This window comes from Pseudomonas sp. GW822-FHT07A10, assembly GCF_058798795.1.
Genome location: NZ_JBXAKV010000004.1, coordinates 146,439 through 166,953, shown reverse-complemented (window position 1 = coordinate 166,953; position 20,515 = coordinate 146,439). Strand labels below are relative to the sequence as shown.

19 protein-coding genes are annotated in these 20,515 nt (G+C 59.2%); 14 read left to right on the top strand and 5 right to left on the bottom strand.

Going from position 1 to position 20,515, the window contains the following annotated elements; translation table 11 throughout:
• Positions 1-31 precede the first annotated feature (31 nt).
• Both AC1RL4_RS09050 and bfr read left to right on the top strand, forming a co-directional pair.
• Positions 32-250 (top strand): bacterioferritin-associated ferredoxin, encoded by a 219-nt coding sequence (locus tag AC1RL4_RS09050; RefSeq protein ID WP_018926608.1) that lies wholly within the window; start codon positions 32-34, stop codon positions 248-250.
• A 200-nt stretch (positions 251-450) separates the two neighbouring features.
• Positions 451-924: a bacterioferritin gene (gene bfr / locus AC1RL4_RS09045; RefSeq protein WP_019581554.1), complete on the top strand. Its 474-nt coding sequence runs from the start codon at positions 451-453 to the stop codon at positions 922-924.
• 174 nt (positions 925-1,098) lie between these two features.
• Here bfr and grxD read toward each other — a convergent pair whose 3' ends face one another.
• The 3 genes from grxD to plzR all read right to left on the bottom strand — a co-directional run bounded on the left by grxD (position 1,099) and on the right by plzR (position 4,060).
• A complete protein-coding gene (grxD, locus tag AC1RL4_RS09040) occupies positions 1,099-1,440 on the bottom strand; it encodes a Grx4 family monothiol glutaredoxin (protein ID WP_007938922.1) in 342 nt (113 codons plus the stop codon).
• Between the two features lie 97 nt (positions 1,441-1,537).
• Positions 1,538-3,646, bottom strand: a complete 2,109-nt coding sequence (locus tag AC1RL4_RS09035; protein WP_489078593.1) for a molybdopterin oxidoreductase family protein — start codon at positions 3,644-3,646, stop codon at positions 1,538-1,540.
• A 135-nt stretch (positions 3,647-3,781) separates the two neighbouring features.
• Positions 3,782-4,060, bottom strand: a complete 279-nt coding sequence (gene plzR / locus AC1RL4_RS09030) for a PlzR type 4 pili assembly inhibitor (protein ID WP_007938924.1) — start codon at positions 4,058-4,060, stop codon at positions 3,782-3,784.
• Positions 4,061-4,466: 406 nt separating this feature from the next.
• Between plzR and argF the strand changes: the two genes are divergently transcribed.
• Entirely contained in the window at positions 4,467-5,387 is a 921-nt protein-coding gene (gene argF, locus AC1RL4_RS09025) for an ornithine carbamoyltransferase (RefSeq protein WP_019581556.1), read from the top strand.
• A complete protein-coding gene (locus AC1RL4_RS09020; RefSeq protein WP_019581557.1) occupies positions 5,384-6,493 on the top strand; it encodes an ABC transporter ATP-binding protein in 1,110 nt (369 codons plus the stop codon). The genes argF and AC1RL4_RS09020 overlap by 4 nt, the downstream gene beginning before the upstream one ends.
• A 120-nt stretch (positions 6,494-6,613) precedes the next feature.
• Here the strand turns inward: AC1RL4_RS09020 and AC1RL4_RS09015 are convergent, their stop codons facing one another.
• Both AC1RL4_RS09015 and ybaK read right to left on the bottom strand, forming a co-directional pair.
• Complete coding sequence (locus tag AC1RL4_RS09015) at positions 6,614-7,396, bottom strand: PhzF family phenazine biosynthesis protein (protein ID WP_489078592.1); 783 nt, start codon at positions 7,394-7,396, stop codon at positions 6,614-6,616.
• Between the two features lie 116 nt (positions 7,397-7,512).
• On the bottom strand, positions 7,513-7,983 hold the full coding sequence (ybaK, locus tag AC1RL4_RS09010) for a Cys-tRNA(Pro) deacylase (protein ID WP_007938929.1): 471 nt from the start codon (positions 7,981-7,983) through the stop codon (positions 7,513-7,515).
• A gap of 369 nt (positions 7,984-8,352) precedes the next feature.
• On the opposite strand from ybaK, the gene AC1RL4_RS09005 reads away from it, so the two are divergent.
• From AC1RL4_RS09005 to aauR, 10 genes are all read left to right on the top strand, one after another.
• Positions 8,353-9,204 (top strand): MIP/aquaporin family protein, encoded by an 852-nt coding sequence (locus tag AC1RL4_RS09005; RefSeq protein ID WP_489078591.1) that lies wholly within the window; start codon positions 8,353-8,355, stop codon positions 9,202-9,204.
• A gap of 76 nt (positions 9,205-9,280) precedes the next feature.
• The gene (gene glpK, locus AC1RL4_RS09000) at positions 9,281-10,786 is read left to right on the top strand and encodes a glycerol kinase GlpK (protein WP_018926616.1); all 1,506 of its coding nucleotides are present in this window, start codon (positions 9,281-9,283) and stop codon (positions 10,784-10,786) included.
• Between the two features lie 95 nt (positions 10,787-10,881).
• Complete coding sequence (locus AC1RL4_RS08995) at positions 10,882-11,637, top strand: DeoR/GlpR family transcriptional regulator (protein ID WP_007938932.1); 756 nt, start codon at positions 10,882-10,884, stop codon at positions 11,635-11,637.
• A gap of 317 nt (positions 11,638-11,954) precedes the next feature.
• Complete coding sequence (gene glpD / locus AC1RL4_RS08990; protein ID WP_019581560.1) at positions 11,955-13,493, top strand: glycerol-3-phosphate dehydrogenase; 1,539 nt, start codon at positions 11,955-11,957, stop codon at positions 13,491-13,493.
• A 429-nt stretch (positions 13,494-13,922) separates the two neighbouring features.
• A complete protein-coding gene (locus tag AC1RL4_RS08985) occupies positions 13,923-14,837 on the top strand; it encodes a glutamate/aspartate ABC transporter substrate-binding protein (protein WP_026331878.1) in 915 nt (304 codons plus the stop codon).
• A gap of 164 nt (positions 14,838-15,001) precedes the next feature.
• Entirely contained in the window at positions 15,002-15,748 is a 747-nt protein-coding gene (locus AC1RL4_RS08980; protein WP_018926619.1) for an amino acid ABC transporter permease, read from the top strand.
• Positions 15,748-16,419 carry an amino acid ABC transporter permease gene (locus tag AC1RL4_RS08975; protein ID WP_018926620.1) on the top strand — a complete coding sequence of 224 codons (672 nt, stop codon included), beginning with the start codon at positions 15,748-15,750 and terminating at the stop codon, positions 16,417-16,419. The genes AC1RL4_RS08980 and AC1RL4_RS08975 overlap by 1 nt, the downstream gene beginning before the upstream one ends.
• A complete protein-coding gene (locus tag AC1RL4_RS08970) occupies positions 16,416-17,150 on the top strand; it encodes an amino acid ABC transporter ATP-binding protein (RefSeq protein WP_019581562.1) in 735 nt (244 codons plus the stop codon). Before AC1RL4_RS08975 ends, AC1RL4_RS08970 begins: the two co-directional genes overlap by 4 nt.
• 135 nt (positions 17,151-17,285) lie before the next feature.
• Complete coding sequence (gene aauS, locus AC1RL4_RS08965) at positions 17,286-19,187, top strand: two-component sensor histidine kinase AauS (protein WP_204124683.1); 1,902 nt, start codon at positions 17,286-17,288, stop codon at positions 19,185-19,187.
• Positions 19,184-20,512 carry a two-component response regulator AauR gene (gene aauR / locus AC1RL4_RS08960; RefSeq protein ID WP_489078590.1) on the top strand — a complete coding sequence of 443 codons (1,329 nt, stop codon included), beginning with the start codon at positions 19,184-19,186 and terminating at the stop codon, positions 20,510-20,512. The genes aauS and aauR overlap by 4 nt, the downstream gene beginning before the upstream one ends.
• Positions 20,513-20,515: the final 3 nt, after the last annotated feature.

The following is a 20,515-nucleotide window of genomic DNA, read 5'->3' as shown; positions in this document are numbered from 1 at the left end:
ATTGAGTCACAACCAGCGACGGTTCTCACTTATGTATGTCTGCCTCTGCACTGGCGTCACCGACGGTCAAATCCGCGATGCAATCTATGAAGGTTGCTGCAGCTACAAAGAAGTCCGTCTGGCTACCGGCGTAGCCGGCCAATGCGGCAAATGCGCTTGCCTGGCCAAGGAAGTAGTGCGTGAAACACTGGGCAAACTGCAAACGGCCCAGGCGGCGATCCCCTACCCCGTAGAATTTACAGCTGCATAACTACCGTATTTCGAAGAACCGGACTTGATGTCCGGTTTTTTTATGTCTGGAAATCAATCGCTTAGGGCCTAGACGCGGAACACAAACATTCTTATTCCGATTAATTTTCATTTAAGTTTCAATAACTTAGGTTTGACACTGTTAATTACGCGGCTCAAACTCCGCCTTATATACAGCTAATACAGGGCAGGACTCCCACCATGAAAGGCGACGTTACAGTCATCCAGCATCTCAACAAAATCCTTGGCAATGAACTGGTCGCGATCAATCAGTATTTCCTGCATGCGCGCATGTATGAAGATTGGGGCCTGAACAAGCTCGGCAAGCACGAGTACCACGAATCCATCGACGAGATGAAGCACGCTGACAAGCTGATCAAGCGCATCCTGTTCCTTGAAGGCCTGCCGAACGTCCAGGACCTGGGCAAGCTGCACATCGGCGAACACACCAAGGAAATGCTTGAGTGCGACTTGAAGATCGAACGCGACGGCCATGCCGACCTGAAAGTCGCTATCGCTCATTGCGAAACCGTCGGCGACTTCGGTAGCCGTGAACTGCTCGAAGACATTCTTGAATCCGAAGAAGAACATATCGACTGGCTGGAAACCCAGCTGGGCCTGATCGATAAAGTCGGCCTCGAGAACTATCTGCAATCGCAGATGGGCGAAGAGTAAGTTCTACGCCGCTAACCCCGACACAATAAAAAGCCCCGCTCTCTTTACAGAGGCGGGGCTTTTTACGTGCGCTCTTGTAGGAGCGAGGCTCGCCCGCGAAGAACGATGACGCGGTGTATCTGCAGAAGCGCGGCGCCTGCTTCGCGGGCAAGCCTCGCTCCTACAGGTACCGAATCAGGCTTCGGTCTTGGCAGCGGCGGCTTTGGCGGCGGCGTCTTTGATCAGTGCCTGCAACGAACCGTCGGCAGACATTTCAGTCATGATGTCGCTACCACCAACCAGCTCACCGGCAACCCACAGTTGTGGGAAGGTTGGCCAGTTGGCGTATTTTGGCAGGTTGGCGCGGATTTCCGGGTTCTGCAGGATATCCACATAGGCAAACTTTTCACCACAGGCCATCACAGCCTGGGCGGCTTTCGCGGAAAACCCACACTGCGGGGCATTCGGCGAGCCTTTCATGTAAAGCAGAATGGTGTTGTTGGCAATCTGCTCTTTAATCGTTTCGATGATATCCATGGAGCACCTCGGCTGAACTTTCCGACTCAGTGGTCGGCACGGTGGCGCATTGTAACGGAAACCCGAGCGCCATGCTCGGCCTCCCCGACAGACATGTTCACGCCGCCGCCACGGTCACCGGCACGCCGTTCAATGCCGCATTGCCCGACAACTCATCGAGTTGACATTCGTCAGTCAGGTCATTGGCGCTGGAACCTGGCTGGCCACTGGCAATCGTCATCTGCACGCCCGGTCGCGCATGGCCCCAACCGTGGGGCAGGCTGACCACTCCTTTCATCATATCGAGGCTGGCGACCACTTCAACCTCGATCACGCCGACCCGTGAACTGACGCGCACCCGCTGCCCATCGCTGAGCCCGCGGCTGGCCAGGTCGTCCGGGTGCATCAACAGTTGATGGCGCGGCTTGCCCTTCACCAGGCGGTGATAGTTGTGCATCCATGAGTTGTTGCTGCGCACATGGCGGCGACCGATCATCAGCAACTCATCGGCGGCTGGTGCTTGCAACGCCGCAAAGCGCGCCAGATCGGCGAGGATCTCCACAGGCGCCGCCTGGACGCGCTGATTGGCCGTCTTCAGACGAGGCGTCAAATTGGGCTTGAGCGCGCCGAGATCGACACCGTGAGGGTGATCGAACAAGGTTGCCAGCGACAGTTTGTACCCTGAAGCATCGCCATACAGCCCCATCCGCAACCCACGGTCGATCATCTGCGCCGGAGCGATGGTCGGTTTCAGCTCCTTGCCGGTCTTCACCGCAAAGGCCTTGGCCAGCCCCACAAAGATCTCCCAGTCATGCAGCGCACCTTGCGGCTTGGCGAGAATCGCCCGGTTGAAACGGGTGACGTTGCGCACCGCGAACATATTGAACGTGGTGTCGTAATGATCGTTTTCCAGCGCCGAAGTCGACGGCAGGATCAGGTCGGCATAACGCGTGGTTTCATTGATGTACAGGTCGACGCTGACCATGAACTCCAGCCCGTCCAGCGCCTGCTCCAGCTGTCGGCCATTGGGCGTGGACAACACCGGATTACCCGCCACGGTGATCAGCGCACGGACCTGCCCTTCCCCTTCGGTGAGCATCTCTTCGGCCAGCGCCGACACCGGCAACTCGCCACCGTATTCAGGACGCCCGGACACGCGGCTTTGCCACAGATTGAAATGGCCGCCCGACGTGGACGCCACCAGGTCCACCGCCGGCTCGGTGCACAACGCACCGCCGACACGATCAAGGTTGCCGGTCACCAGATTGATCAATTGCACCAGCCAATGGCACAAGGTGCCGAAGGCCTGGGTCGAGACGCCCATGCGGCCATAGCAGACCGCCGTCGGGGCTGCTGCGAAGTCCCGCGCCAGTTGACGGATCTGTTCGGCGGGTACTGCGCACAGCGGGCTCATGGCCTCGGCAGTGAAACCGGCGATCGCCTTACGCACTTCATCCAGACCATCGACCGGCAAATGACTGTCGCGGGTCAGGCCTTCAGCGAATAACGTATTGAGCAGCCCGAACAACAGCGCCGCATCGCCGCCGGGGCGCACGAACAGATGCTGATCGGCAATCGCCGCCGTTTCGCTGCGACGCGGATCGACCACCACCACTTTGCCACCCCGAGCCTGGATCGCCTTGAGGCGCTTCTCCACATCCGGCACGGTCATGATGCTGCCGTTGGAGGCCAGCGGATTGCCGCCCAGGATCAACATGAAATCGGTGTGATCGATGTCCGGGATCGGCAATAGCAAGCCGTGGCCGTACATCAAATGACTGGTCAGGTGATGGGGCAACTGATCGACCGACGTCGCGGAAAACCGGTTACGGGTTTTCAACAGGCCGAGGAAGTAATTGCTGTGGGTCATCAACCCGTAGTTGTGCACGCTGGGGTTGCCCTGATAGACCGCCACCGCGTTCTGCCCGTGACGCTCCTGAATCGCCGCCAGGCGTTCGGCTACAAGGCTGAACGCATCTTCCCACTCGATAGGCTGCCACTCGCTACCCACTCGCTGCATCGGCTGACGCAGGCGATCCGGGTCGTTCTGAATGTCTTGCAGGGCCACCGCCTTGGGGCAGATATGCCCACGGCTGAAGCTGTCCTGAGGGTCGCCCTTGATCGAGGTGATCTGCACGCCGCTGCCTTCGACTTCGGTGGTTTCGATGGTCAGGCCGCAGATAGCTTCACACAGGTGGCACGCACGGTGATGGAGAGTCTTGGTCATGGCCAGTCTCTGTTTTGTTCTGGGCGGGCAATGTCGGCCGCGGGAACAAAACTATGGCGCGTGACTTGCCACCGCGCCAGCGACGTTCGTCTTGTGAATCGACGACCATCAGGCAGGCCGATGGCAGCAAGGGGATCAGTTCGGCGGCGCCTGCAACTGGATTTCCTCAATGGTTTCTATCTGCTCGTGGGCGACATGCACGCCGGTGAGTTCGCCGATCAGCCGCCAATGCTCGTCGAGCCCGGCGCTGATGGTGGCCATGCGGTCGATCATGCGCCGGCCAGCCGCCTTCGTGACTTCGTCCTCACTGCGCATCAACTCGAAAGACATCGAGGTCATGGAAGCCGTGAGGTGGGTCAGAGAGCGTGCCGTAAGGCCAAGTAGCTCCATCAATAGCTGTTCTTTCGATTCCATTCCTGAGGCTTCCTGCGTCGCTCGTGCTTTAGTTATAACCCAGCACTTTGCATTAGCAAATGTTTCAGACCAGACACATTGCCCGCCAAAAGCTCGAATGACAGGTCAAAAACCGACTGCCAATATGTCGCCCACGCCCTGTCTGATTGCCAAGCCCGGCGAGCCCAGTGTACAAATGGTGAGCTGCTGTCAGGACACAGGCTTCAAAAGCGCTACCGCGGTCACCCCGTAGCCTCTCTGAAATCCTCTAAACACCGTAGCCTATTGGAAAAACGCGACATTTAATGTCAATATCGCGCCTCCCCCTATTTCGTCGCCCCGTGCGGCTTACGCCGCAGGTCTCGCCCGTTTTTCAGTTAAACAAGGCTTTGAGTATCTGCGGTCTGTTGCAAAAAGGTAGTCAATGATGAGCGCAAGGCACTTTCTCTCCCTGATGGATTGCACGCCCGAAGAGCTGGTCAGCGTGATCCGTCGAGGCGTTGAGCTCAAAGACCTGCGTAACCGCGGCGTACTGTTCGAGCCTTTGAAAAACCGCGTCCTGGGGATGATTTTCGAGAAGTCCTCGACCCGTACCCGTATTTCGTTCGAAGCCGGCATGATCCAGCTCGGTGGCCAGGCGATCTTCCTGTCGCCGCGCGACACTCAGCTGGGCCGTGGCGAACCGATCGGCGACGCCGCCATTGTCATGTCGAGCATGCTCGATGCAGTGATGATCCGTACGTTTTCGCACAGCACCCTGACCGAATTCGCCGCCAATTCGCGAGTCCCGCTGATCAACGGCCTGTCCGATGACCTGCACCCGTGCCAGTTGCTGGCCGACATGCAAACCTTCCTCGAACATCGCGGTTCGATCCAAGGCAAGACCGTCGCCTGGATCGGCGACGGCAACAACATGTGCAACAGCTATATAGAAGCGGCGATCCAGTTCGACTTCCAGTTGCGCATCGCCTGCCCGGAAGGTTACGAACCCAACCCTGAGTTCGTGGCCAAAGCCGGCGATCGGGTAAGCATCGTCCGCGATCCGCAGGAAGCCGTGCGCGGCGCGCACCTGGTGAGCACCGACGTCTGGACCTCCATGGGCCAGGAAGAGGAAACCGCCAAGCGCCTGAAGCTGTTCGCACCGTTCCAGGTCAACCGTGCCCTGCTCGACCTGGCCGCGCCGGACGTGCTGTTCATGCATTGCCTGCCGGCCCACCGTGGCGAGGAAATCAGCCTCGACCTGCTCGACGACCCGCGTTCGGTGGCTTGGGATCAAGCCGAAAACCGTCTGCATGCACAAAAGGCCCTGCTCGAGTTTCTCGTCCCACCTTCGTACCATCACGCATGAGCCAGCCATTACTGCTGAACCTGCGCAATCTGGCCTGTGGTTATCAAAACCAGCGGGTTGTGCAGAACCTCAACCTGCATTTGAATGCCGGCGATATTGGTTGCCTGCTGGGCTCTTCGGGTTGCGGCAAAACCACCACTCTGCGGGCCATTGCCGGTTTCGAACCGGTGCACGAGGGTGAGATCCAATTGGCGGGCGAGACCATCTCCAGCGCCGGTTTCACCCTCGCCCCGGAGAAACGCCGGATCGGCATGGTGTTCCAGGATTACGCGCTGTTTCCGCATTTGAGCGTGGCCGAGAACATCGCCTTCGGGATCCGCAAGCACCCGCAAAAGGATCGTGTCACCGAAGAATTGCTCGAACTGGTCAACCTGAAAAACCTCGGCAAGCGCTTTCCCCATGAGCTGTCCGGTGGCCAGCAGCAGCGGGTTGCACTGGCCCGCGCCCTGGCGCCGGAACCGCAACTGTTGTTGCTCGACGAACCGTTCTCCAACCTCGACGGTGAACTGCGACGCAAACTCAGCCATGAAGTGCGCGACATTCTCAAGGCTCGCGGCACCAGTGCGATTCTGGTGACCCACGACCAGGAAGAAGCCTTCGCGGTCAGCGATCATGTCGGCGTTTTCAAGGAAGGTCGCCTGGAGCAGTGGGATACGCCCTACAACCTCTATCACGAACCGCTGACACCGTATGTGGCCAGTTTCATTGGCCAGGGTTACTTCATTCGCGGTCAGTTGAGCAGCCCGGAGTCGGTGCAGACCGAGTTGGGTGAATTGCGCGGCAACCGTGCCTACACCTGGCCGATCGGTGGCGCCGTGGACGTATTGCTGCGTCCGGACGACATCGTCTATGCACCGTCCAGCCCACTGAGGGCGCAGATTGTCGGCAAGAGCTTCCAGGGTGCATCAACGCTGTACCGCTTGCAGTTGCCTACGGGCGCACAGCTGGAGTCGATTTTCCCGAGTCATGCCGATCATCTGGTCGGTGCTGAAGTCGGTATTCGGGTAGCGGCGGAACACCTGGTACTGTTCCAGGCCTCCGGCAGTACAGCGGCGCAGATTCCGACGATCGAGTCCGGGGTTCGGCGCTACGGCGCCGCCAGCTGACACCTGAATCCGTAGGAGCAGGGGGGCGCCTAGCCCTTGCCCGCGAAGGCGTCATCCCAGTCAATGATGATGTCGACCGGGATGACGCCTTCGCGGGCAAGCCTCGCTCCTACCAAAAAATTATCCGAGCAATAATTTTCCGCTCGCGACCAGCGTCGCATTCCCGCCAATACTCACCCGATCCCCTTCCAGCCGACAAAACAACTCCCCGCCCCGCGCCGAGCACTGATAAGCCGTCAGATTCGACTTGCTCAAGCGTTTCGACCAGTACGGAATCAGGCTGCAGTGGGTTGAACCGGTCACCGGATCTTCGTTGATGCCGATCGCCGGAGCAAAGTAGCGCGACACAAAGTCATGTTTGTTGCCTTTGGCTGTGACGATGGCGCCCGGCCACGGCAGTTTCGCCAGGGCAATCATGTCCGGCTGACAATCGAGCACCGCCTGCTCGGACTCCAGCACCACGAACAATTCTTTCGAGCCCAGCACATCGACTGCCTCGACGCCCAAGGCGCGCTCGACATCCCGGGTCATCCCCACTTCCGACGGCACGACTGCCGGGAAATCCAGCCACAAGCGCCCACCCTCTCGGGTGACACTCAACGGGCCGGACTTACAGATGAAGTCCAGTCGCTCGACCGGTTCTTTATAGAGTTCAAAGAGCACGTAGGCGCTGGCCAGGGTCGCATGGCCGCACAATGGGACTTCAGTGATCGGGGTAAACCAGCGGATGCGCCAGACAGAACCCTCACGCACCAGGAACGCGGTTTCGGCGAGGTTATGTTCGGCGGCGATTTTTTGCATCAACTCATCGTCAAGCCAGGCATCGAGCCGGTACACCATCGCCGGATTGCCACTGAACGGCCTATCACTGAACGCATCGATCTGATGAAACTCAAGCTCCATGACACTGCTCCTTTTTCCAGGTCGCCGAGCATGAAACCATGGACAACGCTTCACCAGTGACAGAACGAATCAATTTTCACCATACAGCGCCAGGATGAAAACCCAAGCCCCTCTATTCAGGCACGACCGATATCGGCGAACTTCGCCTGGGTGTGTTCGGCCAACACGGCAGGCGCCAGCTCGACTTCCAGACCGCGCCGCCCGGCGCTGACGAAGATGCTGGAAAACGGCTGGGCCGAATGATCGATAAAAGTGCGCAGGCGCTTCTTCTGCCCGAGCGGGCTGATACCGCCCAACAGATACCCCGTCGAACGCTGCGCAGCGGCTGGATCGGCCATTTCGACTTTTTTCACGCCTGCGGCCTGTGCCAGCGCCTTCAAGTCCAGACTTCCGACGACCGGCACCACCGCCACCAATAACTCACCCTTCTCACTCGCCGCCAGCAATGTCTTAAACACCTGCGCGGGGTCCAGGCCCAGTTTTTCCGCGGCCTCCAGACCATAGGACGCTGCCTTCGGATCATGTTCGTAACTGTGCACGCGATGTTCGGCACGAACTTTTTTCAACAAATCCAATGCGGGGGTCATGACAGCTCCAGACTTGGCGGCAGAAGAAAAATACTGCGCAGAATTCTAGGTCATTGATCGATAAAAGGCTCTATTGCGGTGCTATTTCCAAGGCCTGGCCGGGCTTTCGGCCGTTCGTCCACACGCATCTCGCCAGATGAACGATGCGATCATTCACAGGACTAATAGTTTAAATATGACTGATGGTTCACTTTCGACCTTTGACAGCAGTGCTTCTTGTCTATATTTTTTCGAATGTGAACACTGTACGAATGTCTCACCGCAGCACCCGGCAGTAAGCCGAGCACAGGATGGGGATCCTGCCTCGGTGAAAATCGCGCTTTGACCTTAATGAAAAAGCGCCAGACAACAACAAAAACGAGGTTTTCAATGACAACTGCGTTACAACAACCGTCGCTCTCGAGCCAATGCATGGCCGAGTTTCTGGGTACTGCACTGCTGATCTTTTTCGGTACGGGCTGCGTTGCCGCGCTCAAGGTGGCGGGTGCCAGCTTCGGGTTGTGGGAAATCAGCATCATCTGGGGTGTTGGCGTCAGCATGGCGATCTACCTCACCGCCGGCGTTTCCGGTGCGCACCTCAACCCTGCCGTGAGTATCGCGCTGAGCATTTTCGCTGACTTCGAAAAGCGCAAATTGCCTTTCTATATCTTCTCCCAGGTCGCCGGTGCCTTCTGCGGGGCATTGTTGGTTTACACGCTGTACAGCAACCTGTTCTTCGATTTCGAACAAACTCACCAAATGGTTCGTGGCACCGAAGCCAGCCTTGAATTGGCCTCGGTGTTCTCCACCTTCCCGAACCCTGCCCTGTCCACGGGCCAGGCCTTTCTGGTTGAAGTGATCATCACCGCCATTCTGATGGGCGTGATCATGTCGCTTACCGACGACAACAATGGCCTGCCCAAAGGACCGCTGGCGCCGTTGTTGATCGGCCTGCTGATTGCCGTGATCGGCAGCTCGATGGGCCCGCTGACCGGTTTCGCGATGAACCCGGCCCGCGACTTCGGTCCTAAACTAATGACTTTCCTCGCAGGCTGGGGTGAAATTTCCTTCACTGGCGGACGCGATATCCCGTACTTCCTGATTCCGGTTTTTGCACCGATTGTCGGTGCCTGTCTCGGTGCTGCAGCTTATCGCGGGCTGATTGCTCGCCATCTGCCCAGCGCCATACCTGCTACAAAGGATGCAGCACTGGCCATTGACGGCAAACCAAGAACGTCTTGAAACCGTTGGCGCGTGATCCTGCCCATTTTGATCCCGCGCCTGACTTCACTTCCTTATTTCGTCCAAGGCAATCGACATGACCGACATTCAGAATAAGAACTACATCATTGCCCTCGATCAGGGTACGACCAGCTCCCGCGCGATCATTTTCGATCGCGACGCGAACGTGGTTTGCACCGCCCAGCGTGAATTCGCACAGCATTACCCGCAAGCCGGTTGGGTCGAACACGACCCGATGGAAATCTTCGCCACCCAAAGCGCCGTGATGGTCGAGGCCCTGGCTCAAGCCGGCCTGCATCACGACCAAGTCGCGGCCATCGGCATCACCAACCAGCGCGAAACCACCGTGGTCTGGGACAAGACCACTGGCCGCCCAATCTACAACGCGATCGTCTGGCAGTGCCGCCGCAGCACCGAAATCTGCCAACAGCTCAAGCGCGACGGCCACGAGCAATACATCAGCGACACCACGGGCCTGGTCACCGACCCGTACTTCTCCGGCACCAAGCTCAAGTGGATCCTCGACAATGTCGAAGGCAGCCGTGAGCGGGCGCGCAAGGGTGAACTGCTGTTCGGCACCGTCGACAGCTGGCTGATCTGGAAATTTACCGGTGGCAAGGTGCACGTCACCGACTACACCAACGCCTCGCGCACCATGCTCTTCAACATCCACACGCTGGAGTGGGACGCGAAGATGCTGGACGTCCTCGACATCCCGCGCGAGATGCTGCCGGAAGTTAAGTCCTCGTCCGAAATCTACGGCCACACCAAAAGCGGCATCGCCATTGGCGGTATCGCTGGCGACCAGCAGGCCGCCTTGTTCGGCCAAATGTGCGTCGAGCCAGGCCAGGCGAAAAACACCTACGGCACCGGCTGCTTCCTGCTGATGAACACCGGCGACAAAGCAGTGAAGTCCAAACACGGCATGCTGACCACCATCGCTTGCGGCCCGCGTGGCGAAGTGGCCTATGCGCTGGAAGGCGCGGTGTTCAACGGTGGCTCCACCGTGCAGTGGCTGCGTGACGAGTTGAAAATCATCAACGACGCCCACGACACCGAATACTTCGCCAACAAGGTCAAGGACAGCAACGGCGTGTATCTGGTGCCGGCCTTCACCGGCCTGGGCGCTCCGTACTGGGACCCGTATGCCCGTGGCGCGTTGTTCGGCCTGACCCGTGGCGTACGCGTGGATCACATCATTCGTGCGGCGCTTGAGTCGATTGCCTACCAGACCCGCGATGTTCTGGACGCCATGCAGCAGGACTCCGGCGAACGCCTGAAAGCCCTGCGCGTGGACGGCGGTGCAGTGGCGAACAATTTCCTGATGCAATTCCAGGCCGACATCCTCGGTACTCAAGTCGAGCGCCCGAAAATGCGCGAAACCACCGCGTTGGGCGCCGCTTACCTGGCGGGTCTGGCCTGCGGCTTCTGGGGCAGCCTGGACGAGTTGCGCGGCAAGGCGGTGATCGAGCGCGAGTTCGAACCGGCGCTGGACGAAACCGCGAAGGAAAAACTCTACGCTGGCTGGAAAAAAGCCGTCAGCCGCACTCGCGATTGGGAACCGCACGAAGGCGCTGAATAAGCCACGGACCGGACTCGTATCCGGTTGTAACTGGTAGGGAGCGGATTCCTGCGGCATCATGGGCAAATTTTGCACGGCAGCCCAAAGGAAGCCCCATGAATCTGCCTCCCCGTCAGCAGCAAATCCTCGAACTGGTCCGCGAACGCGGCTATGTCAGCATCGAGGAAATGGCCCAGCTGTTCGTCGTTACACCGCAAACCATCCGCCGTGATATCAATCAACTGGCGGAAGTGAATCTGTTGCGTCGCTATCACGGTGGCGCAGCCTACGACTCCAGCGTCGAAAACACCGCCTACGCCATGCGCGCCGATCAGATGCGCGATGAAAAGCAGCGTATCGGTGAAGCCATTGCGGCGCAGATTCCCGATCACGCCTCGCTGTTCATCAATATCGGCACCACCACCGAATCCATTGCTCGGGCGCTGCTCAACCACAGCCACCTGAAAATCATCACCAATAACCTGCATGTAGCCTCGATGCTCAGCGCCAAGGACGACTTCGACGTGCTGCTGACCGGTGGCAACGTACGGCGTGACGGTGGCGTGGTCGGTCAGGCCAGCGTCGACTTCATTAACCAGTTCAAGGTCGACTTCGCCCTGGTCGGCATCAGTGGTATCGATGAAGACGGCAGCTTGCTGGATTTCGACTATCAGGAAGTGCGGGTGTCCCAGGCGATCATCGCCAACGCCCGACAGGTGATTCTCGCGGCGGACTCCAGCAAATTCGGGCGCAACGCCATGATTCGCCTGGGGCCGATCAGCCTGATCGATTGCCTGGTCACCGACCAGCCGCCTTCGCCGGCCCTGGCTCAGTTGTTGAGCCAGCACAAGATTCGGCTGGAGGTCGTGTAAGCCCCCCCCCCTGTGGCGAGGGGGCTTGCCCCCCGTTCGGCTGCACAGCAGACGCCAATCAGACAACATGCTCTTCCTGAGATACCGCGGTAGCCGGTTTTAGGGCCGCTTAGCAGCCCAGCGGGAGCAAGCTCCCTCGCCACAAAAGCACTCCCAACCATCATTCAATGTTCGAAAATTTTCCTTTAACGGCCCTTCGATCAGTATTTTCAATCGAAGCACGCTGGCTGTGGGCGTCTTTATGGGCTAGTATTTTCGTAAATGAACATTAATGTTCGAATTCAAATATAGAAATCCAAAAAGCCCGAGGCCAGCCGATGCCCACTTCTACCTTGCCTACGCCCCCTCTCGCCGAGGTCTACGATATCGCCGTCATTGGTGGTGGGATCAATGGCGTGGGGATCGCAGCGGATGCCGCCGGTCGCGGCCTTTCGGTGTTCCTTTGCGAAAAGGATGATCTGGCCAGCCACACCTCATCGGCCAGCAGCAAGCTGATCCACGGTGGCCTGCGCTACCTGGAGCACTATGAATTCCGCCTGGTGCGCGAAGCCCTTGCCGAGCGAGAAGTGCTGCTGGCCAAGGCGCCACACATCGTCAAACAGATGCGCTTCGTGCTGCCCCACCGCCCGCACCTGCGTCCGGCCTGGATGATCCGCGCCGGCCTGTTCCTATATGACCACCTCGGCAAACGGGAGAAACTCGAAGGCTCGAAAAGCCTGAAGTTCGGCCCGGACAGCCCACTGAAAAGCGAAATCACCAAAGGCTTCGAATATTCCGATTGCTGGGTCGATGACGCACGCCTCGTCGTACTGAACGCCATGGCTGCCCGCGAGAAAGGTGCCCACGTTCATACGCAAACCCGCTGCGTCAGTGCCCGTCGCACCAAGGGCCTGTGGCACATGAACCTGGAACGCGCCGATGGCAGCCTGTTTTCGATCCGCGCCAAGGCACTGGTGAATGCTGCTGGCCCATGGGTCGCCCAGTTCATTCGTGATGACCTGAAGATGGAATCGCCGTACGGCATCCGTCTGATCCAGGGCAGCCACCTGATCGTGCCAAAACTGTACGAAGGCGAACACGCGCACATTCTGCAAAACGAAGATCAGCGCATCGTCTTCACCATTCCGTACCTGAACCACTTCACCCTGATCGGCACCACCGACCGCGAGTACACCGGCGACCCGGCAAAAGTGGCAATCACTGAAGGCGAAACCGATTACCTGCTGAAAGTGGTCAATGCCCACTTCAAGAAACAACTCAGCCGCGCGGACATCCTGCACAGCTACTCCGGCGTTCGTCCGCTGTGCAACGACGAATCCGACAACCCGTCGGCCGTCACCCGCGACTACACCCTGGCGTTGTCGGGTTCTGGCGAAGAAGCGCCGTTGCTGTCGGTGTTCGGCGGCAAGCTGACGACCTACCGCAAACTGGCCGAATCGGCGCTGGCGCAACTGGCCCCGTACTTCACGCACATCAAGCCAAGCTGGACCGCCAACGCTCCTCTGCCCGGTGGCGAAGACATGACGACTCCGCAGGCATTGAGTTCGCGGATCCGCGACAAGTTCGACTGGATCCCCACCGAGATCGCCCGTCGCTGGTCCACCACTTATGGCAACCGCACCTGGCGCATGCTCGAAGGCGTGGAAAACCTCGGTGACCTGGGTGAACACATCGGCGGCGGCCTCTACACCCGCGAAGTCGACTACCTGTGCAGCGAAGAATGGGCGACCACCGCCGATGACATCCTGTGGCGCCGCAGCAAGCTTGGGCTGTTCACCACTGAGGCGGAACAGCAAAGGCTCAAGGATTATCTGAACAAGCTCGAACAGAACCGCAGCAAAATCGAAGCGGCCTGATCGAATATCCGGTTAAACCAAAGCCCCTGAATCTCACGATTCAGGGGCTTTTTCATACCCGCATTATTGTAGGAGCGAGGCTTGCCCGCGAAGAACGATAAAGCGGTTCAACAGACAGACCGCAGTGCCCCCTCGCGGGCAAGCCACGCTCCTACAGTTGTGCGGGTTAATCCATTCGGTTTTCCGAACGCGACTCCTCGGTCGATTCGGAAAACCGGATCATCCGACAACAAACTCAACGTCACAAAAATTAAAACACTCTTAAAAATCAATAGCTTGCTAGATGATGCATGGTCTGGCACGAGTCATGCTCTACTCTCCCGGACGAATGTTTATTGCGCTACTCCTTCAGGAGCCGCCAGGCATTCGAAGCACTAAAAAAGGCCGATGAACTGGCTCCATAAAAAAAACAATGTCGAGGAAAATTTGATGCGCATCGTTCCCCATCTCCTGGGCGCAGCCATTGCTGCAGCTCTGATTAGCACTCCAGTTTTCGCCGCCGAACTCACCGGCACACTGAAGAAGATCAAAGAGTCCGGCACCATCACCCTCGGGCATCGTGACGCTTCCATTCCGTTTTCCTACATCGCGGACGCTTCCGGCAAACCGGTTGGCTACTCCCACGATATCCAGCTGAAAATCGTCGAAGCCATCAAGAAAGACCTGGACATGCCCAACCTCCAGGTCAAATACAACCTGGTGACCTCGCAAACCCGTATCCCGCTGGTGCAGAACGGCACCGTGGATGTCGAGTGCGGCTCCACCACCAACAACGTCGAGCGTCAGCAACAAGTTGATTTCTCCGCCGGCATCTTCGAAATCGGCACCAAGCTGCTGGCCAAGAAAGAATCGCCCTACAAAGACTTCGCCGACCTGAAAGGCAAGAACGTCGTGACCACCGCCGGCACCACGTCCGAGCGCATCCTCAAGTCGATGAACGCCGACAAGCAGATGGGCATGAACGTGATCTCCGCCAAAGACCATGGCGAATCCTTCCAGATGCTGGAAACCGGCCGTGCCGTGGCCTTCATGATGGACGACGCCTTGCTGGCCGGTGAAATGGCCAAGGCCAAGAAGCCGGATGACTGGGCCGTAACCGGTACACCGCAGTCCTTCGAAATCTACGGCTGCATGGTCCGCAAGGGCGACGCACCATTCAAGAAAGCCGTCGACGACGCAATCATCGCGACCTACAAGTCGGGCGAGATCAACAAGATCTACGAAAAATGGTTCATGCAGCCAATCCCGCCAAAAGGCCTGAACCTGAACTTCCCGATGAGCGACGAGCTCAAGACCCTGATCGCCAATCCGACCGACAAAGCGGCTGACGAAAAGAAATCCTGATTTCTGACTAACGTTACCCCCTGAGAAGGCCTCTGCCCTTTCAGGGGTTGTCACTCCCTGCTGGCATTTCTGGAAACACTCGAACCGGTGGTTGTCGAGCCGTTCGCGTGTGCCTGACCGTCATCGGGCACTTGTACATCGATCGAATCCGAGGGGAGACCCTAATGAATTACAACTGGGACTGGGGCGTGTTCTTCAAGTCCACCGGCGTGGGCAGCGAAATTTATTTCGACTGGTACCTCTCCGGTTTGGGCTGGACCATCGCCATCGCCGTCGCCGCCTGGATCATCGCGCTGCTGCTGGGCTCGATCCTGGGCGTCATGCGCACGGTGCCGAATCGCATCGTATCGGGCATCGCGACCTGCTACGTCGAACTCTTCCGTAACGTGCCACTGCTGGTGCAGCTGTTCATCTGGTACTTCCTGGTGCCCGACCTGCTGCCGCAAAACCTGCAGGACTGGTACAAGCAGGACCTGAACCCGACCACCTCGGCTTTCCTCAGTGTCGTCGTGTGCCTGGGCCTGTTCACCACGGCCCGGGTTTGCGAACAAGTGCGCACCGGTATCCAGGCGCTGCCCCGCGGCCAGGAATCCGCTGCCCGCGCCATGGGTTTCAAGCTGCCGCAGATCTACTGGAACGTGCTGCTGCCCCAGGCTTACCGGATCATCATTCCGCCGCTTACCTCGGAATTCCTGAACGTGTTCAAGAACTCCTCCGTCGCGTCGCTGATCGGCCTGATGGAGCTGCTGGCGCAGACCAAACAGACCGCCGAGTTCTCCGCCAACCTGTTCGAAGCCTTCACCCTGGCAACGCTGATCTACTTCACCCTGAACATGAGCCTGATGCTGCTGATGCGCGCGGTCGAGAAGAAAGTCGCCGTGCCGGGCCTGATTTCCGTAGGGGGTAAATGATGGAATTCGACTTCTCGGGCATCATTCCGTCCCTGCCGGGTATGTGGAACGGCATGGTCATGACCCTCCAACTGATGGCCCTGGGCGTGAGCGGCGGGATCATCCTCGGCACGGTCCTGGCGTTGATGCGCCTGTCCCACAACAAACTGCTGTCGAACATTGCCGGCGCCTACGTCAACTACTTCCGCTCGATCCCGCTGCTGCTGGTCATCACCTGGTTCTACCTGGCGGTGCCGTTTGTATTGCGCTGGATCACCGGCGAAGACACCCCGATCGGCGCGTTCGCCTCGTGCATCGTCGCGTTCATGATGTTCGAAGCGGCGTACTTCTGCGAAATCGTCCGGGCCGGGGTGCAGTCGATTCCCAAGGGCCAGATGAGTGCCGCCCAGGCCATGGGCATGACGTATGGCCAGATGATGCGGTTGATCATCCTGCCGCAAGCGTTCCGCAAGATGACCCCGCTGCTGTTGCAACAGAGCATCATCCTGTTTCAGGACACCTCGCTGGTCTACGCGGTCGGCCTGGTGGACTTCCTCAATGCCTCGCGTGCCAGTGGCGACATCATCGGCCGCTCCAATGAGTTCCTGATCTTCGCAGGTCTCACGTACTTCATCATCAGCTTTGCCGCCTCGCAGCTGGTCAAGCGTCTGCAAAAAAGGTTCGCCGTATGATCTCTATCAAGAACGTCAACAAGTGGTATGGGGACTTCCAGGTACTGACTGATTGCAGCACCGAGGTCAAAAAAGGCGAGGTGATCGTGGTGTGCGGGCCGTCCGGTTCCGGCAAATCCACCCTGATCAAGTGCGTCAATGCACTGGAACCGTTCCAGAAAGGCGACCTGATCGTCGATGGCACGTCCATCGCCGATCCGAAGACCAACCTGCCGAAACTGCGCTCGCGGGTGGGCATGGTGTTCCAGCATTTCGAACTGTTCCCGCACCTGACCATCACCGAAAACCTGACCATCGCGCAGATCAAGGTGTTGGGCCGCAGCAAGGAAGAAGCCACCAAGAAAGGCCTGCAACTGCTTGAGCGCGTCGGGCTGTCTGCCCATGCGCATAAGCACCCGGGCCAGCTTTCCGGTGGCCAGCAACAGCGTGTGGCGATTGCCCGTGCGCTGGCGATGGACCCGATCGTCATGCTGTTCGACGAACCGACCTCCGCACTGGACCCTGAAATGGTCAACGAAGTGCTGGACGTGATGGTGCAACTGGCCCACGAAGGCATGACCATGATGTGCGTGACCCACGAAATGGGCTTCGCCCGCAAGGTCGCGGACCGAGTGATCTTCATGGACGCCGGCAAGATTATCGAAGACTGCAAGAAAGAAGAGTTCTTCGGCGACATCAACGCCCGTTCCGAGCGTGCGCAGCATTTCCTCGAGAAAATTCTGCAGCACTGAGAAGGAAGACACCGCTCCCCCAATTGTGGGAGCGGGCTTTTGTGGCGAGGGGGCTTGCCCCCTCACCACACAGCAACTCCCACAGGCCCCGTGGGGATATGGATATTGTGTTGTGGTTGACCCAAGGCTTCTGTGATGAAATGCGACTCCACCTTCTATCGCGCAGCGCCGCCATCACTCGCCGTGAAACCCCGTTTGATTCGCCATCTGTTCCTGCCGCCGCTGATCATCGCCCTGATGATTGGATTGGGTTACATCGGCTTCTGGGTCAGTGAACACTACGGCATTCGCAGCCTCAGCGAGAACGGCCAGCGTCAGCTGGAACTGCACGCGCGCGCCGTCGAAAGCGAGATCAGCAAATACACCTACCTGCCCAGCCTGCTGGAACTCGAATCGAGTGTTTCCAAGCTGCTGGCCGACCCGTCGCCGGAACTTCGGCAGACGGTCAACGAATACCTCGAAGGCCTGAACCGGCGCAGCCGCAGTCGGGCCATTTATGTGATGGACACCACCGGCCGCGTACTGGCCACCAGCAACTGGCGCGATGTCGACAGTTATCTGGGCGAAGACCTGTCCTTCCGCGCCTACTTCCAGAGCGCCGTGCGTGGCCAGCCGGGACGTTTCTACGGCATCGGCAGCACCAGCGGCGAACCCGGCTATTACCTGGCTCATGGCCTGGAGGAACATGGCAAGATCACCGGCGTCGCGGTGGTCAAGGTGCGCCTCGAAGCCATGGAAGAACGCTGGCAGCGCGCGCGCCTTGAAGCGTTCGTCAGCGACGAGAACGGCATCATCATTCTCTCCAGCGATCCGGCGCGGCGGCTCAAGTCGGTGCTGCCGTTGAGCGACGACACCAAGGAACGCCTGGCCCGCAGCCTTCAGTACTACTGGTATCCGCTGAATGAACTGCAACCGCTGGCCCGAGAGAAACTGGCTGAAGGCGAGGAGAAACTGACCTTCCCCGCCAACAGCGAACTGATGTCCGATGAAGAGAACATCAGCTACCTGTCGCAAACCCGGCCGCTGAGCGATACCCCGTGGAATTTCACCCTGCTCACGCCCCTGCAAGACCTGCGGCGTGAAGCGATCAATCAGGGGATTCTGGTGGCGGTGGCGTTTGCCCTGGTGGCCTTCCTGCTGATCGCCTGGAACGAGCGCCGCAAAGTGATCGCCACCCGCCTCGCGGCGCGGGAAGCCTTGCAGGAAGCCAACAATCAACTGGAGCGTCGGATTACCGAACGCACCACCGACCTGCGCGCCAGTAACGAACGGCTCAAGGGGCAGATTCGTGAGCGTCGACAGGCTGAAGAAACCTTGCGCCGCGCTCAGGATGAACTGGTCCAGGCCGGCAAACTGGCGGCCATCGGCCAGATGTCCACCAGCATCGCCCACGAATTGAACCAACCGCTGGCAGCCTTGCGGACCTTGTCCGGCAATACCGTGCGCTTTCTGGAGCGCGGTCAGCTGGATGTGGCCAGCACCAATCTCAAGACCATCAATGAACTGATCGACCGCATGGGCCGGATTACCGCCAGCCTGCGTTCTTTCGCCCGGCGTGGCGATGACCAAGGCCAGGCCAGCCTCGGCAAAGGCGTGGACGCCGCCCTGCAATTGCTGGGCAGCCGGATGGAAAGCGTACCGCTGCAACTGCACCGCGATTTCACCGACGTGCAGGTGCAGATCGACCAGACCCGTCTGGAGCAGATCCTCGTCAACCTGATCGGCAATGCGCTCGATGCCATGCAGTCGCAGCCCCAACCGGCGTTGTGGCTCGAAGGCGAGGAATTCGACGGCAAGTATCGCCTGCGGGTGCGCGACAACGGCCACGGCATCGATGCCGAAGCGCGCAAGCATCTGTTCGAACCGTTCTTCACCACCAAGCCCGGCGAACAGGGCCTGGGCCTCGGCCTGACCCTGTCGGCGAGCCTGGCTGCCGCCACGGGCGGGCATCTGGGTGTCGAACACCCGGCCAGCGGTGGTACCACCTTCGTCCTCAGTTTACCGTTGGTAAGCCCTACTCCCGCCGAGCCAATATGAACAACGACCTTAGTGTGCTGATCGTCGAAGACGACCCCCATGTGCTGCTCGGTTGCCAACAGGCGCTGACGCTTGAAGACATTCCCTGCATCGGCGTCGGCAGCGCCGAAGAAGCGCTGGAGCGGGTGGGCGATAACTTCGCTGGCATCGTCATCAGCGACATCCGCCTGCCGGGCATCGATGGCCTGGAACTGCTGACCCGGCTCAAGGCCCGCGATCGCAGCCTGCCGGTGGTGCTGATTACCGGCCACGGCGACATCTCGATGGCCGTCGGCGCGATGCAGAAAGGCGCCTACGACTTCATGGAGAAACCTTTCTCTCCCGAACGCCTGGTGGACGTCGCCCGCCGCGCGCTGGAGCAACGCAGCCTGGCGCGGGAAGTCACCTCGTTACGTCGACAACTGTTCGAGCGTGATTCCCTCGAAGGCCGGATCATCGGTCGCTCGCCGGCCATGCAAAACCTGCGGGAACTGATCGCCAACGTCGCCGATACGTCGGCCAACGTGCTGATCGAAGGCGAGACCGGCACCGGCAAGGAACTGGTTGCACGTTGCCTGCACGACTTCAGCCGCCGGCACAGCAAACAGTTCGTCGCGCTGAACTGCGGTGGCCTGCCGGAGAACCTGTTCGAAAGCGAAATCTTCGGCCACGAGGCCAACGCTTTCACTGGTGCCGGCAAACGGCGGATCGGCAAGATCGAACACGCCGATGGCGGCACGCTGTTCCTCGACGAAGTGGAAAGCATGCCGCTGCCGTTGCAGATCAAACTGCTGCGGGTGCTGCAGGAACGCACCCTCGAACGCCTCGGTTCGAACCAGAGCGTGGCGGTGGATTGCCGGGTGATCGCCGCGACCAAGTCCGATCTGGATGAGTCGAGCAAGGCCGGCGAGTTTCGCAGCGACCTGTATTACCGCCTGAACGTGGTCACCCTGGAACTGCCGCCGCTGCGCGAACGCCGCGAAGACATCCTGCAATTGTTCGAGCACTTTTTGCAGCAGTCATCCCTGCGCTTCGACCGCTCGCTGCCGGAACTGGACAACCAGACCGTGTCGATTCTGATGAGCCACGACTGGCCAGGCAACGTGCGCGAACTGCGCAACGTCGCCGAACGCTTCGCCCTCGGCCTGCCGGCCTTCAAGAAGACCGGAGTCAGCGGCAGCAATCAAGGCCTGGCCTTCGCCGAAGCGGTGGAAGCTTTCGAACGCAACCTGCTGAGCGATGCCTTGCAGCGCAGCGGCGGCAACCTGACCCAAGCCAGTCAGGAACTGGGGATGGCCAAGACCACGCTGTTCGACAAAGTGAAAAAATACGGGCTGAGCCACTGATGG

Excerpts from the sequence above, each read along its gene's own strand:
- AC1RL4_RS08985 (WP_026331878.1), top strand. The coding sequence starts at position 13,923 with ATGCGCATCGTTCCCCATCTCCTGGGCGCAGCCATTGCTGCAGCTCTG.
- aauR (WP_489078590.1), top strand. The coding sequence starts at position 19,184 with ATGAACAACGACCTTAGTGTGCTGATCGTCGAAGACGACCCCCATGTG.
- AC1RL4_RS08995 (WP_007938932.1), top strand. The coding sequence starts at position 10,882 with ATGAATCTGCCTCCCCGTCAGCAGCAAATCCTCGAACTGGTCCGCGAA.
- bfr (WP_019581554.1), top strand. The coding sequence starts at position 451 with ATGAAAGGCGACGTTACAGTCATCCAGCATCTCAACAAAATCCTTGGC.
- grxD (WP_007938922.1), bottom strand. The coding sequence starts at position 1,440 with ATGGATATCATCGAAACGATTAAAGAGCAGATTGCCAACAACACCATT.
- AC1RL4_RS08975 (WP_018926620.1), top strand. The coding sequence starts at position 15,748 with ATGGAATTCGACTTCTCGGGCATCATTCCGTCCCTGCCGGGTATGTGG.
- glpK (WP_018926616.1), top strand. The coding sequence starts at position 9,281 with ATGACCGACATTCAGAATAAGAACTACATCATTGCCCTCGATCAGGGT.
- glpD (WP_019581560.1), top strand. The coding sequence starts at position 11,955 with ATGCCCACTTCTACCTTGCCTACGCCCCCTCTCGCCGAGGTCTACGAT.
- plzR (WP_007938924.1), bottom strand. The coding sequence starts at position 4,060 with ATGGAATCGAAAGAACAGCTATTGATGGAGCTACTTGGCCTTACGGCA.
- AC1RL4_RS09020 (WP_019581557.1), top strand. The coding sequence starts at position 5,384 with ATGAGCCAGCCATTACTGCTGAACCTGCGCAATCTGGCCTGTGGTTAT.
- AC1RL4_RS09050 (WP_018926608.1), top strand. The coding sequence starts at position 32 with ATGTATGTCTGCCTCTGCACTGGCGTCACCGACGGTCAAATCCGCGAT.
- AC1RL4_RS09005 (WP_489078591.1), top strand. The coding sequence starts at position 8,353 with ATGACAACTGCGTTACAACAACCGTCGCTCTCGAGCCAATGCATGGCC.
- ybaK (WP_007938929.1), bottom strand. The coding sequence starts at position 7,983 with ATGACCCCCGCATTGGATTTGTTGAAAAAAGTTCGTGCCGAACATCGC.
- AC1RL4_RS09035 (WP_489078593.1), bottom strand. The coding sequence starts at position 3,646 with ATGACCAAGACTCTCCATCACCGTGCGTGCCACCTGTGTGAAGCTATC.
- aauS (WP_204124683.1), top strand. The coding sequence starts at position 17,286 with ATGAAATGCGACTCCACCTTCTATCGCGCAGCGCCGCCATCACTCGCC.
- argF (WP_019581556.1), top strand. The coding sequence starts at position 4,467 with ATGAGCGCAAGGCACTTTCTCTCCCTGATGGATTGCACGCCCGAAGAG.
- AC1RL4_RS08970 (WP_019581562.1), top strand. The coding sequence starts at position 16,416 with ATGATCTCTATCAAGAACGTCAACAAGTGGTATGGGGACTTCCAGGTA.
- AC1RL4_RS09015 (WP_489078592.1), bottom strand. The coding sequence starts at position 7,396 with ATGGAGCTTGAGTTTCATCAGATCGATGCGTTCAGTGATAGGCCGTTC.
- AC1RL4_RS08980 (WP_018926619.1), top strand. The coding sequence starts at position 15,002 with ATGAATTACAACTGGGACTGGGGCGTGTTCTTCAAGTCCACCGGCGTG.